The following is a 15,005-nucleotide window of genomic DNA, read 5'->3' on the forward strand; positions in this document are numbered from 1 at the left end:
GAGTGACAGGTAACGAGAAAGGAGCGGGCACTGGCCGGTGCCGCCTCTCGGCAGGACCGGCCAGTGCCCGCCTCAACCTCCCCCGAGCGCCGTCAGACGACCGCCAGCACGCCCGCGACGGCTTCGCCGGTCTCGGGATGCGCCGCCAGCAGCCCCGCCACCTCACCGCCTGCGCCGGCGATCGTGACCGGCTCACAGCCCAGCAGTCCCGCCACCGCCGCAACGGTCCCGGGATGTACGGCCAGCAGCTCGCCGACCGGTTGTGACGCGGGCGGCGTGATCACCTTCGCGGGCACCCGCTCCAGCCAGGGCGGCGTGAAGGAGTCAACGTCGGCCAGCCGGGCAGGGAAGGTCCGCCCCGCCTCCCGCACGAGCATCGGCACCAGCTCGGGCGCCTGGGCACGCAGGGTCGTGATCAGCTTCGGCAGCCAGGGAAGCAGCACGTCGTCGGGAAGTCGCCCGAACGCCCTGGACAGCACCTCGACCACGAACGGCGTCAGCGTGGGAGCGGACTCCAGCGCCTGGACGAACCCGCTGACGTACTGCGGCACCGACGGCACCACCAGGGGGTTGCCGAGCAGCTCGATCATCCGCTCGCGCAGCCCGGCCATGCTCAGCAGACCGAGCTGGAAGTGTGCCGTCCACAACAGCGCCACTTTGGCGGGGGCTTCGGGTCGCGACTGTTGTACGGCCAGCTCGAGCTGGGTCCGGTCGCAGCCCAGTGACAGCGCCAGGCTCTCCATCGTGAACAGGAACCCGAGCATCGCGCCCACCTGGCGCACCCCGGTCTCCTCCTCCGCGAAGGCGGTGGGCAGCAACGTGCAGTAGTGCGCGTACCCGGTGGTCACGAACGACTTGGCCCACGCGGGCAGCTCGGGTTCCACGGCCCGGTAGTGCGCGAGCAGCCGGCGGATGCGTCCCAGCACCTCCGGCGCGTCGTCCACGGTTCGCTCGCCCGCCAGCAGTTCGACGGCCCGGGCCCCGAGCTCGTCGGTGAAACGCCGATTGCGCAGGTAGAGGATCGAGTCCTCGACCGCGTCGAGCGCGGTGGCCGCGGTGGCCTTCTCGTCCCAGCACGTGCGCCGCAGCCGCTGTTCCAGCACCTGCTCGATGGTGACGCCCTCGTAGCCGAGTTCGATGATCGAGCGCTGGTTGCGCCCGATCGCCAGATCCCAGCTCTCCTGGTGGGAACGCTCGCCCAGCCTCCGCGAGCCCATGATGGGCCGCACGGCGTCGTCCGGCAGCAGCCGGCGCAGGATCCACAGCAGATGGGAGCAGGGTTCCAGTTCGGGATGGGCGTCGAGGTCGATCAGCGCCCGCTGGATCGTCCGCTTCTCCAGGTCGAGGCCGAGCGGCTGGAGCCGGTCGAGCACGTCGCGGGCCAGCGGCGGCAGCGAGTCGTAGCCGACCTGGCCGATCTTGTCGCCGCCGAGCAGGATCTCGCACAGCCGCCGCACGTCGCGGCGGCCGGGCACGACGTCCTTCTCGATGCAGGTGACCGCCGCGTCCTGGAAGTCGTACGGCGTGGGCCGCTTCCTGCCGCGCATGCCCGCCAGCAGGATCGAGGTCTCGTAGACCGCGATGGCGTCAGCCGTACTGGCGAGATAACCGTTGCGGCGGGCCAGTCTGACGATCTCCACGCACCAGCCGAGCAACTCCGCCTCGTCGAAGCCGTCCAGGACGGGCGGCCGGGTGAGGAAGCCGGACAGCCGGTCCTCCGTCTCCGGCTCCGTATCTGTCTCCGCGGGCGTGCCCGGCGGCGAGGCCGCACGCTTGCTCCTGCCGCCCAGCGTGTACGGCGTGAGCCGGCCGCGCCTGAGGGATTTGCTCCAGGTGGCCGCGGCGATCGACACCGAGCCGGGAGCCAGCCCGAACTGCTCCTCGATCGCCGAATGGCTGGAGGGGATGAGCCCGTAGAGCCAGGCGGTGGAGGTACGCGGGCTGATGTCGAGGTGCTCGTCCATCACCGGACTCGCGGCGTGGAAGGCACCGCACACGTACAGGCACTCGGCCGGGTCGGTGCCCGTCGCCGCCAGGTGCTCGCGCATCCTGGTCCACATGTAGCGCTCGCGATCCTCGTCCACCTGGTGGCCCTCAGGACCGAGCCGGCGGAAGAGACTGCCGATGAGCACCATGACCTGGCGGTAGGTGTCATAGTCCGCGCCGGACAGCGGCTGCTCGACGTACTGGTCCCACCACTCCGACCAGTGCCGCACCTTGCCGTGGTGGAGCAGGTGCTCCTCCAGCGCTGCGAATCCGGGCCGCAGATCGCCGATCTCGATGCCGACGTCCGCCGCGCCGGCGCGCGGCTCCCACTGGAAGACGTGGTCGACCGACCGGTCCACCAGGACGATCTCCACGCCTGGAGTGTCGAGGGCGTAGGCGATGGCCTGGTATTCCGCCGAGGACTCGGTGATCGGCGCGATCACGCTCAGCGGCGCCCACTCGGGCGGGAAGCCGTCGATGTCGGAGGCGAACGCCTGCAACGCGACCGGCAGCCTGCAGTTGCGCAGCTCCTCCAGCACCGGCCGCAGGTCCTCGCAGAGCTCCAGGTAGACGACCTTCGGTTGTTTCTCCCTCAGCCGCCTGACCATCGCCAGCGCGGAGGCGGGCGAGTGGTGGCAGACGGGGAAGATCTCCACGTCCGTGCGCAGCGCCTGCTCCACGTCGTCGACCAGGCCGTCGCCGAAGGCCGCGGCGGCGCTCGCGAGCTGCTCGCGCAGGGGAGCGAAGGGGCTCATGACGGCGTCGCTCATGACGGCGTCGCTCATGACGGCGTCGCTCATGACGGCGTCGCTCATGACAGGGTGGCGATCGCGTCACGGCCGCCGTCGAGGAATTCCCTCCACGATCCGCTGTCGTCCTGCCTGCTGCGCGGCTCGACGACGCCGTGCAGGTACTTGTTGAGGATGGCCAGGTCCTCCGGGCTGCGCCGGGCCAGGGAGCCGACCATCGAGCCGGCCAGAGTGGCGGCCTTCAGCGTGCTGTCGCCGAAGAACCTGCTGTGCAGGATGGCGTCCTCGAGGACCCCGATCTGCTCGGCCGTGGACAGCGCCGACTCGAGCTTGTCGTCGTCGCTGGTTGCTGAGGCGGCGGCCGCTCGCAGGTCGGCGAAGCTCTGCAGCAGGATGTCCAGCAGGGTGGGGGGCAACTCCAGGTCGATCTGGTGCCTGCGCAACAGCTCGGCCGTACGGAAGCGGACGATCTCGGCCTCGCTCTTCTTGTTCGTCACCACGGGGATGCGGACGAAGTTGAAGCGCCGCTTCAGGGCCGAGGACAGGTCGTTGACGCCGCGGTCGCGGCTGTTGGCGGTGGCGATGACAGAGAAGCCGGGCTGGGCGAAGACGATGTTGTCGTCGTCGAGTTCGGGGATGGAGACGTACTTCTCGGAAAGGATCGAGATCAACGCGTCCTGGACGTCGCTCGTCGATCTGGTCAGCTCCTCGAAGCGGCCGATCACGCCCTGCTCCATGGCGGTCATGATGGGCGAGGGGATCATCGACTCCCTGGACTGGCCCTTGGCGATGACCATGGAGACGTTCCAGGAGTACTTGATGTGGTCTTCCGTGGTGCCCGCCGTGCCCTGCACGACCAGGGTGGAGTTGCGCGAGACGGCGGCCGCCAGCAGTTCGGCCAGCCAGCTCTTGCCGGTGCCGGGGTCGCCGATGAGCAGCAGGCCGCGGTCGGAGGCGAGGGTGACGATGCTGCGTTCGACGAAGCCGCGGTCGCCGAACCACTTCTGCGGGATCTCACGGTCGAGGCCGTCGGAGCGTTCGGAGCCGAGCACGAAGATCCGCACCATGCGCGGGCTGAGCCGCCAGGAGAACGGCTTGAAGCCGGTGTCGATCGACTCGAGGTAGTCGAGTTCGTCGGCGTACTTGATCTCTGCGGGGGCGCGCAGCAAGGAGGTCTCCTAGGTGTTCAGAAAGGTCTTGAGCTCGAGCACGAGCTTGCGGATGTGTCCGGAGATGACCGGAGTGCCGAGGGCTTTGAACTTCTTCCGGAACCAGGGGTTCACGCTCTGATGGCCCGAGCTGTTCACCGAGCCGACCGGGATGAACTTGACTCCGGAGCGGTGAACGGACTCGATGCCGTCGAACAGGGGCTGCGACCGGTCGAACTCATAGAAATCGGAGATCCACACCATCACGGTGTTGCGTGGATCGGTGATCTTCGGCCGCGCCATGGCCATGGCCACAGGACCGTCGTTGCCGCCACCGAGCTTCGTCCTCAGCAGCACTTCGAACGGGTCGTTCACCCACGGCGTCAGGTCGATGGCGCGCGTGTCGTACGCGATGAGGTGCACGTGCACCTTGGGCAGCCCGGCGAAGATCGAGGCGAGGATCGTGCAGTTGACCATCGAGTCCACCATCGACCCCGACTGGTCGACCACCACGATCATCTTCGCCGGCGTGGTGCGCTTGGCGGTCTGCTTGTAGAAGAGCCTGTCGACGTAGAGCCGCTCGTCCTCGGGGCTCCAGTTGGTGAGGTTCTTCCAGATCGTGCGCTCGAGGTCGAGGTTGCGGAAGACCCGCTTCGGCGGCACCGATCGGTCGATCACGCCCGTGCTGGTCTTCTCCACCTGTGTGCGCAGCACCTCGGCGACCTCGTCGACGAACCTGCGGATCAGCGCCTTGGCGTTGGCCAGGGCCACTCCCGACAGGTTGGACTTGTCGCGCAGCAGCTGCTCGATGAGCGACATGCTCGGTGTGAGCTGCCTGGCCAGCGCCGGGTCGGCGAGAACCTCGCGCAGGTGCATGCGCCTGACCAGGTCGGCCTCGACGGCGGCCAGATCGCCCGCGGACTCCTCGCCGAGCGCCTGTCGCAGCCAGCCCGCATCCTGCTTCCATCCGGCCAGCTGCGTGGCGGTGACCGTGCCCCCGCCCGTCGCGAAGACGTTGAGCAGCAGCTTCGACACCAGGGCCGCGTTGTGCACCTCGTCGCCGTCCAGGTCGCGCAACCGCTCGCCCAGCTCGGGGAAGCGCTGCACCAGGTTGTCCACCGAGACGCCCGGGTCGACCAGGGCGGCCGGCAGCCCGAGGTCCTCGACGATGGCCAGGCTCGCGGTTTCCAGCGACGGCTGCTCCTCGGGGTCGAACACACGCGCCAGCAGGCGCCAGTAGAGGATCTGACGTCTGGTCTCGGTCATCTTCTCAGCAGCCGCCCTGCTCGCTCCTTCAGCACGGCGACGGGATCGCCGGCCTTGGCGCCGCTTCCGCGCGCCTTCTGGTCGGTGGGCCCCAGAGCCCAGTCGCCGTTGTGCACGGCAAGCCGCTCCTTCTTCACCGTCGCCTGTACGGCCAGCGGTTGCAGCCGCCACTGTCCGCCGTCCCAGCGCATCAGCCCGATGCACGCGGTCGACGCCTTGAGCAGCTGAGGCGTCAGCGGCCCCGACTGCGGCAGCCGGTCGAGGTCGAAGGCCAGACCGGAGCCGTCGAGCTGGAGGGTCTTGCCGTCGCTCTTGTAGCCCTCGACGAACACCGGCTCGGCGATGCGGACCGGGTGGCGTTCGAGCGGCGGCACCGCAGGCGAGACCGCCCCGGTCAGCTGGACCCTGGCGGTGGCGAACGGGTCGGTGTACGCGCCCGCGCTCGCCCTGCCCTCGTGCCACAGCAGGTCGCCGCTGGGCAGCAGCGGCATGTCGGTGACCTCCAGGCTGAGACGCCGGGCCAGCGCGTCCAGCAGCACGGGGTAGGAGCTCAGCAGTTGCCAGACGAACGGGCCGGCGATCGTGTCGACCTTGGCGGCGGCGACACTCGTGCGGACCAGGCGGCCGTGGGGCTCCAGGATCGCGTGGATCTGGATCTGCACCGCCGTACCGTGCTCGTGGACGTCGACGCCGAGCGGCAGGAGGCGCCCGGAGACCAGCTCGGTCGCTTCGAGGCCGCCCGTCCGGGTGAGAAGCAACCCGCGCGCCCACAGATCGGCCCAGCGACGGGCGGGCAGCCGCTCCATGGCGCCGACCGGTGAGGAGGCCCTCAGCTCGGCGGCGAGCCCGTCGAGCAACATCGCCGGGCGCCGCAGCCGCGGCTCCGCGAGCAGGTTCTGGATCGCCTGGTCAGCGGAGGAGGCGAGGCCGTGGTCGACGCCGCGCCATCCGGTGATGGCCAGCTCGGCGAGCCAGGAGCGGCACGCGCCGGCGAGGGGGTCGCCGCTCTGGGGTTGCGTGCCCTCCCAGTCCGCCCTGGAGCGGCCGAGTGCGTCGTCGAGCCGGGCGAGGAGCGCGTCGTGCACCGCGCCGAACAGCGCGGTGCGTGCTCCGGCCAGAGTCGTCAGGTGCTCATCCGTGATCGAGCCGACCGTGACCTTCCCGGCGGCCTCCGCGGCCGATGGCCCGAGAGGGGTGCCCCCCAGGGCCCCGGCCAGCGCGACGAGGGCCGCGGCCCGCTCCTCACCCAGGCGGGCGAATCCGCTCACCAGCGCGTCGTCGAAACCGGCGATCAGGTCGAGCGCCTCGTCGACGCCGGGCAGGGCGCCGTCGTGCAGTGCGGCCAGTTGTGCTCCGAGCATCAGCTCACCGCCCCAAGTGAGGGGAACCAGTGCAGTTCGGCGACCGGCTCGGAGGTGTCGGGCAGCTCCAGGTAGGCCAGGTGCCGGAGGAAGCGGCTGAAGACCACGGCGGCGGGGATGGACTCGTGCCCACCACTCAAGATGCGCACCAGGGTCGCCGCGCTGTCGCCCTCGGCGCGCAGGTATCGCGCCACGCGCTCCAGGCCGTACTGCAGGACGGCCTCCTCGACCAGAGACTGCAGGTGCTTGCACGGTGTTCCGCGCAGCCCGCCGCAGGGCCGGTTGTTGTTGGTGCTGCAGTTGTAACCGTGCGTCCCGGCGGTGATCGAGGAGACGTACACCCGCTCGATGTCGGAACCGCTCGACACGACGCCCTGCAGCCGGCCCTCCGCCATCTCGACGAAGGGCACTTTCGCCAGCTTGCGCGGCTGGACGGGAGAGAGCACCCGTGCCCCGCTGAGCTGCTCCCACGCGGGTCTTTCCGCGTTCAAAAGGACGGCCTCACCTTCGGTAGCGGTCGATCGGTGAACGGGAACCTACTCGAGCCGTCCGACAAATTCCGATCAACGAAGGCTTCGGCCGATCACGCGCCGCACCGGACGCGCCGCCGTTCCACCGCGCACTCGGCTTCGCAGGTCGCGACCCCGCGTGGACGGCCCCATCGGCGTAACCGTCGACGGTGGCAGGAAAGGCTCACGGCTCGCCATGACAGGACTGAAGACTCATGTAAAGAGCGATTGTTGGTGAATATCGAGCTCGATCTCGATGGAGATCTGTTCGGGGTTTCGAGGAAGTTTCGCCTCATTGTTTTGCGGTGGAAGACCCCCTGCAGCGAGTGGCATCCCCCGGACAAAGGAAGAGCCCCATGGTCAAGCGAGGCCTTGTAATCGCCGCCCTCTCCATCGCCACGTTATTCGGATTAACATTACCCGCACACGCGGTGACGCTGGAGCAAAAGGTCGCCGCACTTTCCGGTTTCACCCAGCCCACGAGCGCCAGCGCCGCCAGCTGGCTCTCCGCCTGGCAGAACCAGGCCGCCTGGTCGGCATACGCCTTCGACTGGTCGACCGACCTGTGCTCGACCAGCCCCGACCAGCCGCTCGGATACGATTTCAGAACTCCTTGCAGGCGTCACGACTTCGGCTACCGCAACTACAAGGCGGTGAACCAGTTCCCGTCGAACAAGTCGCATGTCGACGACGCGTTCTACTTCGACATGAAGCAGGTCTGCGCGAGATATTCCGGCGTCAGCAAATCCACCTGCGACGGCCTCGCCTGGACCTACTACCAGGCGGTCAAGCAGTTCGGTTCGCTCAACGTCACCCAGGCCCAGATCGACCGGGTCCGCGTGAGCGCTGAACGAGCCGCCCAGAACGCCGAGGCGTGACGGGTCGTTTTCAGCACGGTTTTCAGTACGGTTTACTGCACTGTTTTTCGTCACAGAGGGGCCGGACAGTCGCACAGCGACTGCCCGGCACCCTGGTGCTGAGCGGGCGGCCCTGGACCAGACCGAGCACTCGTGAAACTTGACACGAACGTCCAGAAGCCCCGCAACCAGAGATCGTCAGTGCGAAATGACGCCTGCCAGTAGTGCTGGGTGCGGAGCGACGGCGTCAGTGGTGCATGTTCATCGAGTGGTCCGGAGCGCTCCCGTTCGACTGCTGCATGTCCATCGGGTGGCCCGGAACGTTGCCGTTCTCGTCGGTCACCATGAACACCCCGGCCATTCCCATGTCGGAGTGGCTCTGGACGTGGCAGTGGTACATCCACATCCCGGGCCCGACGCGCTCGCCGGCGATCACCTGGAAGCCGAACGACTCGGCCGGTCCGGTGATCTTGGTGTCGATGATCCTGCTCGGGTCCTGAGGGCCTTCCAGGAGGCCGGTACGGTTGTCGGCCCAGCGGTGCCCATGGATGTGGAACGTGTGGAAGAAATCCCCGTGGGTGATCACGATGAACTCCACTCGCTCACCGATCTTCGCCATGAAGTGGGGTCCCTCGTGGGACGTGCTGTTGTTGATCGTCATGTCGTTGAAGACGACGGTGAACTGCTTGTCCGGCAGCACATCGCCCTTTCGGCGGACCACCAGCGGCCCATAGAGCCCTGCCCGGATGCCGCCTGTGCCGTGGTCGGTCCCCACGACGTGGTCGTGGTAGTGCCAGTAGCCGGCGCTGCCGGGTTCGATGGTGCCGCCGGGGCGGCGGCCCTGCGCGTGAGTGCGCCAGGTGAAGGTGCGTCGGCCCCCAGGTTCCACCACGCCGTCGTTCATCCTCGTGCCGTCGCTGGCCACGTCGTAGTCCACGCCGTGCACATGGAGGCTGGCGGCCACGTCCAGATTGTTGACCATCTCGATCTCGAGCGTCTCGCCCTCGATCATCTCGATGAGCGGCCCGGGGATCGTGGCCTTGCCCGGCTCCAGGCCGTAGCCCAGTTGCCCACCCGGCAGCTTCTCGGCATAGAGGGTGATGCGGCGGACGTCGCCCCCCGGCTTGCCCGCGGACTTCTCGGCCGGGGCTGCGCCGGCCGGAACCGATGCCACTAACGGTGCGAACGCGGCCACTGCCGCGGACGCGGTGAAAGCGCGCCGGGAGAACAAGCCTCGCGCCATGCCTCTGCCTACCTCGGTCATGGTTCCCCAATCGGTGACGGCGCCCCACCTGCGTGAGGCGAGCTGCTGCAGTTCGTGATGCCGACGGCGAGCCGGCCTGAACGACGTGGTCGAGCCGGCCTGCGGAACGTGTCCGTTGCGGGCCGGGCTGGAGGAACAGGGCGAAGTCGGTGGTGTTCGTGGTCGCGGTGAGGGACTTTCGATGGAAGTAGGCGCCACTTTTGCCTAAATGTCAAGAAGTCTTGCGGCAAATAGCGGAACTTTCTCACAAGTCTGGATGAAGTCAGGTGAAGCTGTTACGTTGCTCCACAACCGGCCATTGCACGCAATCTGGACAGCCACCGTCCACGCCACCCGCGGGAAACACATGCCGGCGGCACGGAAGTGCCCCGAGCGCCATCGATGGTCCTCGACCCACCCATCCGCCACACGCAACCATCCGCCACGGGCGTCGCCGGCGTGCCCGGCGCCACCAGCACGAGGCCAGGGGCAGGCCGCCGCCCAGGAGCCGACCTGAAGCCGGCGACGTACCCCCCTCCGCCGGCTGACCAGACAGCTCTCCGCAGGTGCCGATGTAACCCCCCAACCCGAAGGAGCGCACGATGGGTCGAATAGGCCTTTTCGTAAAGCCCCGACCACCCGCCTGGCGGCGCGCGCTGATCATGGCGTCGAGCGCCGCCCTGATACTGGGACTGGCGACTCCGTTCGCCGTGCCGGCACAGGCCCAACCCACCGACCAGTCGACGGTCGCCGCCGACGCCTCGGTCAACGTGCTGGTCTTCCATGGTCCGGCGGCCAAGCAGGACGACCCGGTCGAGCAGGCCACGGCCTCGGTCAAGGAGCTGGGCAAGAAGAACGGCTTCTCCGTCGACGTGTCCGAGGATCCGGCGGTCTTCACCTCCGGCAACCTGGTGCGCTACCGCGGCGTGGTGTTCCTGTCCGCCAAGGGCGTGACGCTGAACCAAGCCCAGGAGGCCGCTTTCCAGGCGTACATCAAGGACGGCGGCGGGTTCGTCGGCGTCCACGACGCCGTGCGCGCGCAGCCGGACTCGTCCTGGTTCACCGAGCTGCTCGGGACGCGCCCCGCGGGCAGCCTTCCGCCGCCCGAGAAGGTCGTGGAGAGCTCGGCGAGCGGGAACAACCCGCCGAACGAGACCGTGGACAAGCTGTTCGACGGGAACAACAACAGCAAGTGGCTGGTCCGGACGCCGACCGGGTGGGTCCAGGCCAAGTTGGAGAAGCCGGCGGCGATCGCCCACTACGCGCTGACGTCGGCCAACGACTTCGACGGCCGTGACCCGAAGAACTGGACCCTGCAGGGCTCCCAGGACGGGAAGAGCTGGACCGATCTGGACAAGCGGAGCGGAGAGACCTTCCCCCAGCGCTTCCAGACCAAGGAATACACGTTCGACAACAGCACGGTGTATGCGTACTACCGGCTGGACATCACCGCGAACAGCGGGGAGCCCCTGATCCAGCTGGCCGAGCTGCGGCTGTTCGGCCCCGCCGCCGGGCCTCCTCCGGAGAGCACCGTGCAGAAGGCGACCGTGGACCTCACGGACCGCCAGCACCCGGCGAACAAGGGGCTGCCGCTCACCTGGGAGCGGTCGGACCAGTGGATGAACTGGAGCCCTAGCCCCCTGGGCAAGGTCCAGACGGTCGCGCAGGTCGAGGAGCGGACCTACAACGCGGGTCTGAACGGCAATGGCGCGTTCCACCCGATCTCGTGGTGCCGCGACTACGACGGCGGCCGGTCGTTCTACACCGGCATGGGCGGCACCGAGGCGAGCTACACCACCGACGAGAAGTTCCAGAGCCACCTCAGCGGCGCCATCCAGTGGGCGGCCGGTCTCGTCCGCGGTGACTGCCAGGCGACCATCGCGTCGAACTACAAGACCGAGCGGTTGACCGCGCAGAACGCGTCAGGTCAGCTCGACCAGATCGGCGAACCCCATGGCCTGACCATCGCAGCGGACGGCAAGGTGTTCTACATCGGCAAGGCGGCCTGCCCCACCGGCCCGATCGCCGACTGGAACAACCCGAACGTCGGCCTGGGCTGCGGCACCATCCACCAGTGGGACCCGAAGACCAAGCAGGCCAAGCTCCTCACCACCCTCCCTGTCATGGGCAACCGCGGCAGCGGCGACGAACTGGTGAAGAACGAGGAAGGCCTGGTCGGCATCACGCTCGACCCCAAGTTCGAGCAGAACGGCTGGGTCTACGTCTACTGGATGCCGCACGAGTCGATCGACAGGGACAAGCGGATCGGCCAGCGTACGGTCTCGCGGTTCACCTACGACGCCGCCAAGCAGTCGATCGACCAGAGCACCCGCAAGGACCTGCTGCACTGGGACACCCAGATCCACAGCTGCTGCCACGCGGGTGGAGGCATGACGTTCGACAAGGACGGCAACCTCTACATCGGTTCCGGTGACAACAACTCCTCCGGCGGCTCGAGCGGTTACTCCGGGAACAACTGGACCCAGGACTACAAGGGCACCTCGTTCCAGGACGCCCGCCGTACGGCCGGCAACACCAACGACCTGAACGGCAAGATCATCCGGATCCACCCGGAGGCCGACGGCACGTACACCATCCCCAAGGGCAACCTGTTCACCGGACAGGAAGAGGGCGGGGGCAAGGCCCGCCCGGAGATCTACGTGATGGGTGTCCGCAACATCGCGCGGATCGCCTGGGACAACGTGAACAACTGGCTGACCGCGGGCTGGGTCGGTCCGGACGCCGGGGGCCCGAGCGAGACGTGGGGTCCGGCGAAGTACGAGACCGCGACGATCCTCACCTCGGCGGGCAACCAGGGCTGGCCGTACTGCATGGGCAACAAGCAGCCCTACCGCGACCGCAGCAACACGGACGCCACGCAGCCTGCCGACTGGTACGACTGCGACCACCTGAAGAACACCTCACCGCGTAACACCGGCCTCGTCGACATCCCGCCGGCGCGCAGCAACATGATCTGGTACTCGCCGCAGGGCGGAGGCCCGGTCTACCCGAAGCGCACCGACGGCAGCGGCCTGCCGACGTACAAGCTGGGCGACGAGACCTTCACCCAGCCCTACTTGAGCGGCGGCGGCCAGGCGATCATGTCGGGCCCGACGTATCACCGCTCCCTGGTCGACACCGACAGCGGTGTCGCGTGGCCGGCCTACTGGGAGAACAAGTGGCTCATCGGTGACGAGTCCAACGGCAACAACCGCGTCGCCGTGACCGTCGACCCGAAGACCGTCCCCGACGCGGGCGCGCCGGCCTTCGCCGAGGACGTGCGCAGCATCATCCAGCCCGGCGGCGGCGCCACCCAGCTCCAGGCGTGGATGGACGCGAAGTTCGGCCCGGACGGCGCGCTCTACATGCTCGACTACGCCGGCGGCTTCTTCAGCCTCAGCTCGAACCAGAAGCTGATCCGCATCACGTATCAGGGTGGTCCGGCGACGCCGAACCCGAGCGCCGCGGATGCGCGCCCGGTCAGCCAGAGCACGCCGAAGAGCATCCGGTTCTCCAACACGAAGGCCGGCGGCGTGTCCTGGGAGTGGAACTTCGGTGACGGCAGCACGCCGTCGACGGAGGCCAACCCGACGCACACCTACGCGAACTTCGGCACCTACAAGGCGACGGTGAAGGTCACCTACGCCAACGGCGAGGTGGCCACCGGGACGATCAACGTCAACATCGGTTGCCCGGCGCCCGACGCCCGGCCGACGGTCCGGCTGCTGGACACCGACACCGGTGTGGCCAACCGCGTGGTCGGCGGCGGCTGCACGATCAACGACCTGATCGACGACGAGCGCGGCTGGTCGAACCACGGTGAGTTCGTGAGCCACCTCAACGGTCTGGTGAACGAGTTCCGCAAGGACGGCGTCATCGACAACAAGGAGGCGGCCGCGCTCAGCAAGGCGGCAGCCCAGTCCGAGATCGGCAAGACGAACGGGTACGAGTCCATCTTCGACGGGACGGCGCAGTCCCTGCAGGGATGGTCGCAGGCTCCGACCGGACAGTTCACTCTGCAGCAGGACGGCACGATCCGCGGCTCCGGCGGTCTGGGAATGTTGTGGTACTCCCAGAAGGCGTACGCGGACTTCTCCGTGAGACTGCAGTTCCGTGACGTCGCGCCCACCGGCTTCAACGCCAACAGCGGAGTCTTCGTACGGTTCCCGGACCCGAGAACCCCGCTCGAGCAGCGTCCCACGGGAAGTTGCGGGACCGTCGGGTCGGCCCGCACGTCCCCCGCATGGGTCGCGATCTTCTGCGGCCACGAGATCCAGATCTACGACGGTCAGGGGAGCGAGCCGCAGAAGACGGGCTCCGTCTACAACTTCTCATCCAATGGTCTGGACAAGGCCGGGGTGACCCCGAAGGGCCAGTGGAACGACTACGAGGTCCGGGTGGTCGGGCAGCACTACACGATCATCCGCAACGGCACGGTGATCAACGAGTTCGACAACACGCCGGGCAAGACGTCGTCCCGCGCGGGCGACCCGCCCACGGACCTGCGCCAGTTCATCAGCGGGTTCATCGGGTTGCAGAACCACAGCAACAACGACCTCATCGAGTTCCGCAACATCCGGGTGCGCGAACTCTAAGCCGGTAGTCGGTCGGTGCCGGGCGGGGGCGAGCATGCCCTGCGTCCGGCACCCCACTCCGCAGGTCCTCGGCCGGAGCCCGCAGTCGGTCGGCACACGTGCAGATTGTGAGAGGTGCAACGGTAGATGAATGTCCGATCTCTTCCCTCCAACTTATGGAGGGTCCTCAAGGCCTCCGTCACGGCGCCGCGCCTTGCCGTGGCGTTGTTGATGGTGACGATTCCAGCGCTCATTCTGTCGTCGGTCACGGCCGGCGCGCAGACCCAGATACAGCTGCAGGCCGCTCAGGCGGACCAGGTGCTCGTCTGGACTGCCGACAACGGCATGACCACGTACAAGTCGGCGCCGACCACGGCGACGGCAGGACCGGCGACGATCGTTTTCGAGAACAGTGCGGCGACCGGCAACAACACCGGAATGACGCACACCCTGACCTTCGACACCTCGACGCCGGGCTACAACCACGACGTCACCCTCAACATCATCGCCAGCCCCTTTGACGCCAACGGGGGCCGGCACGAGGTCCAGGTGAACCTCACCCCCGGGAAGTACCGCTTCTTCTGCGCCATCCCCGGTCACATGATGGTCGGCGAGCTCGTGGTCACCGACGGCGGTAGCACGGACACCACCGCGCCGCAGGTGTCGGCGTCGGTGTCGGGCGACAAGGACGCGAACGGCAACTACATCGGCTCGGCCACGGTGACGGTCTCGGCGAGCGACACCGAGTCCGGGGTGGACAAGGTGGAGTACTCGCTGGACGGCGGGGCGTTCGCGGCGTATTCGGCTCCGGTGTCGGTCAACCAGGTGGGCGCGCACACGGCGCGGTACCGGGCGACGGACAAGGCCGGCAACACCTCCGCCGTGGGGTCGGTGGCGTTCACGGTGGTGGCCCCGCAGGAGCAGGACACCACTGCGCCGCAGGTGACAGCGCAGGTGTCGGGAGAGAAGAACTCCGATGGCGCCTACGTGAATTCCGCCACGGTGACGGTCTCGGCGAGCGACACCGGGTCCGGGGTCGACAAGGTGGAGTACTCGCTCGACGGGCAGCCGTTCGCGGTGTACACGAACCCGCTCGTGGTCAACCAGCCGGGCGCGCACAACGTGGGCTACCGGGCCACCGACAAGGCCGGGAACACCTCGAACGTGAGCACGGCGACGTTCACGGTGGTGGCTCCGCAGCCGAAGGACACCACTCCGCCGCAGGTGTCGGCGTCGGTGTCGGGCGACAAGGACGCGAACGGCAACTACATCGGCTCGGCCACGGTGACGGTCTCGGCGAGCGACACCGAGT

General features: G+C 68.0%; 9 protein-coding genes. 3 read left to right on the forward strand and 6 right to left on the reverse strand.

Features of this window, described 5'->3' with window-relative positions; translation table 11 throughout:
- Positions 1 to 92: 92 nt before the first annotated feature.
- The 5 genes from Pph01_RS26210 to Pph01_RS26230 are packed head-to-tail and all read right to left on the reverse strand — an operon-like array spanning position 93 to position 7,001.
- On the reverse strand, positions 93 to 2,801 hold the full coding sequence (locus Pph01_RS26210) for a DUF5682 family protein (RefSeq protein WP_373315685.1): 2,709 nt from the start codon (positions 2,799 to 2,801) through the stop codon (positions 93 to 95).
- Positions 2,798 to 3,904 carry an ATP-binding protein gene (locus Pph01_RS26215; RefSeq protein WP_204075824.1) on the reverse strand — a complete coding sequence of 369 codons (1,107 nt, stop codon included), beginning with the start codon at positions 3,902 to 3,904 and terminating at the stop codon, positions 2,798 to 2,800. Before Pph01_RS26215 ends, Pph01_RS26210 begins: the two co-directional genes overlap by 4 nt.
- Positions 3,905 to 3,913: 9 nt before the next feature.
- Complete coding sequence (locus Pph01_RS26220; RefSeq protein WP_204075825.1) at positions 3,914 to 5,149, reverse strand: vWA domain-containing protein; 1,236 nt, start codon at positions 5,147 to 5,149, stop codon at positions 3,914 to 3,916.
- Positions 5,146 to 6,510 carry a hypothetical protein gene (locus tag Pph01_RS26225; protein ID WP_204075826.1) on the reverse strand — a complete coding sequence of 455 codons (1,365 nt, stop codon included), beginning with the start codon at positions 6,508 to 6,510 and terminating at the stop codon, positions 5,146 to 5,148. Before Pph01_RS26225 ends, Pph01_RS26220 begins: the two co-directional genes overlap by 4 nt.
- On the reverse strand, positions 6,510 to 7,001 hold the full coding sequence (locus Pph01_RS26230) for a hypothetical protein (RefSeq protein ID WP_239117025.1): 492 nt from the start codon (positions 6,999 to 7,001) through the stop codon (positions 6,510 to 6,512). Before Pph01_RS26230 ends, Pph01_RS26225 begins: the two co-directional genes overlap by 1 nt.
- Before the next feature lie 374 nt (positions 7,002 to 7,375).
- Here Pph01_RS26230 and Pph01_RS26235 point away from each other — a divergent pair, with 374 nt between their 5' ends.
- Entirely contained in the window at positions 7,376 to 7,897 is a 522-nt protein-coding gene (locus Pph01_RS26235; RefSeq protein WP_204075827.1) for a phospholipase, read from the forward strand.
- 226 nt (positions 7,898 to 8,123) lie between these two features.
- Here the strand turns inward: Pph01_RS26235 and Pph01_RS26240 are convergent, their stop codons facing one another.
- Positions 8,124 to 9,119 carry a multicopper oxidase domain-containing protein gene (locus Pph01_RS26240; RefSeq protein ID WP_204075828.1) on the reverse strand — a complete coding sequence of 332 codons (996 nt, stop codon included), beginning with the start codon at positions 9,117 to 9,119 and terminating at the stop codon, positions 8,124 to 8,126.
- Positions 9,120 to 9,721: 602 nt separating this feature from the next.
- On the opposite strand from Pph01_RS26240, the gene Pph01_RS26245 reads away from it, so the two are divergent.
- Together Pph01_RS26245 and Pph01_RS26250 are read left to right on the forward strand one after the other, a co-directional pair.
- Positions 9,722 to 13,714, forward strand: a complete 3,993-nt coding sequence (locus Pph01_RS26245; protein WP_204075829.1) for a ThuA domain-containing protein — start codon at positions 9,722 to 9,724, stop codon at positions 13,712 to 13,714.
- A gap of 210 nt (positions 13,715 to 13,924) precedes the next feature.
- Positions 13,925 to 15,005 (forward strand): OmpL47-type beta-barrel domain-containing protein (locus Pph01_RS26250; protein WP_204075830.1); only part of this gene is annotated, 1,081 nt, incomplete at its 3' end.

The organism is Planotetraspora phitsanulokensis (assembly GCF_016863295.1).
Lineage (GTDB): Bacteria > Actinomycetota > Actinomycetes > Streptosporangiales > Streptosporangiaceae > Planotetraspora > Planotetraspora phitsanulokensis.

Coding starts and splice junctions, on each gene's coding strand:
- Pph01_RS26245 (WP_204075829.1), top strand. CDS start 9,722: ATGGGTCGAATAGGCCTTTTCGTAAAGCCCCGACCACCCGCCTGGCGG.
- Pph01_RS26235 (WP_204075827.1), top strand. CDS start 7,376: ATGGTCAAGCGAGGCCTTGTAATCGCCGCCCTCTCCATCGCCACGTTA.
- Pph01_RS26220 (WP_204075825.1), bottom strand. CDS start 5,149: ATGACCGAGACCAGACGTCAGATCCTCTACTGGCGCCTGCTGGCGCGT.
- Pph01_RS26210 (WP_373315685.1), bottom strand. CDS start 2,801: ATGAGCGACGCCGTCATGAGCGACGCCGTCATGAGCGACGCCGTCATG.
- Pph01_RS26225 (WP_204075826.1), bottom strand. CDS start 6,510: ATGCTCGGAGCACAACTGGCCGCACTGCACGACGGCGCCCTGCCCGGC.
- Pph01_RS26240 (WP_204075828.1), bottom strand. CDS start 9,119: ATGGCGCGAGGCTTGTTCTCCCGGCGCGCTTTCACCGCGTCCGCGGCA.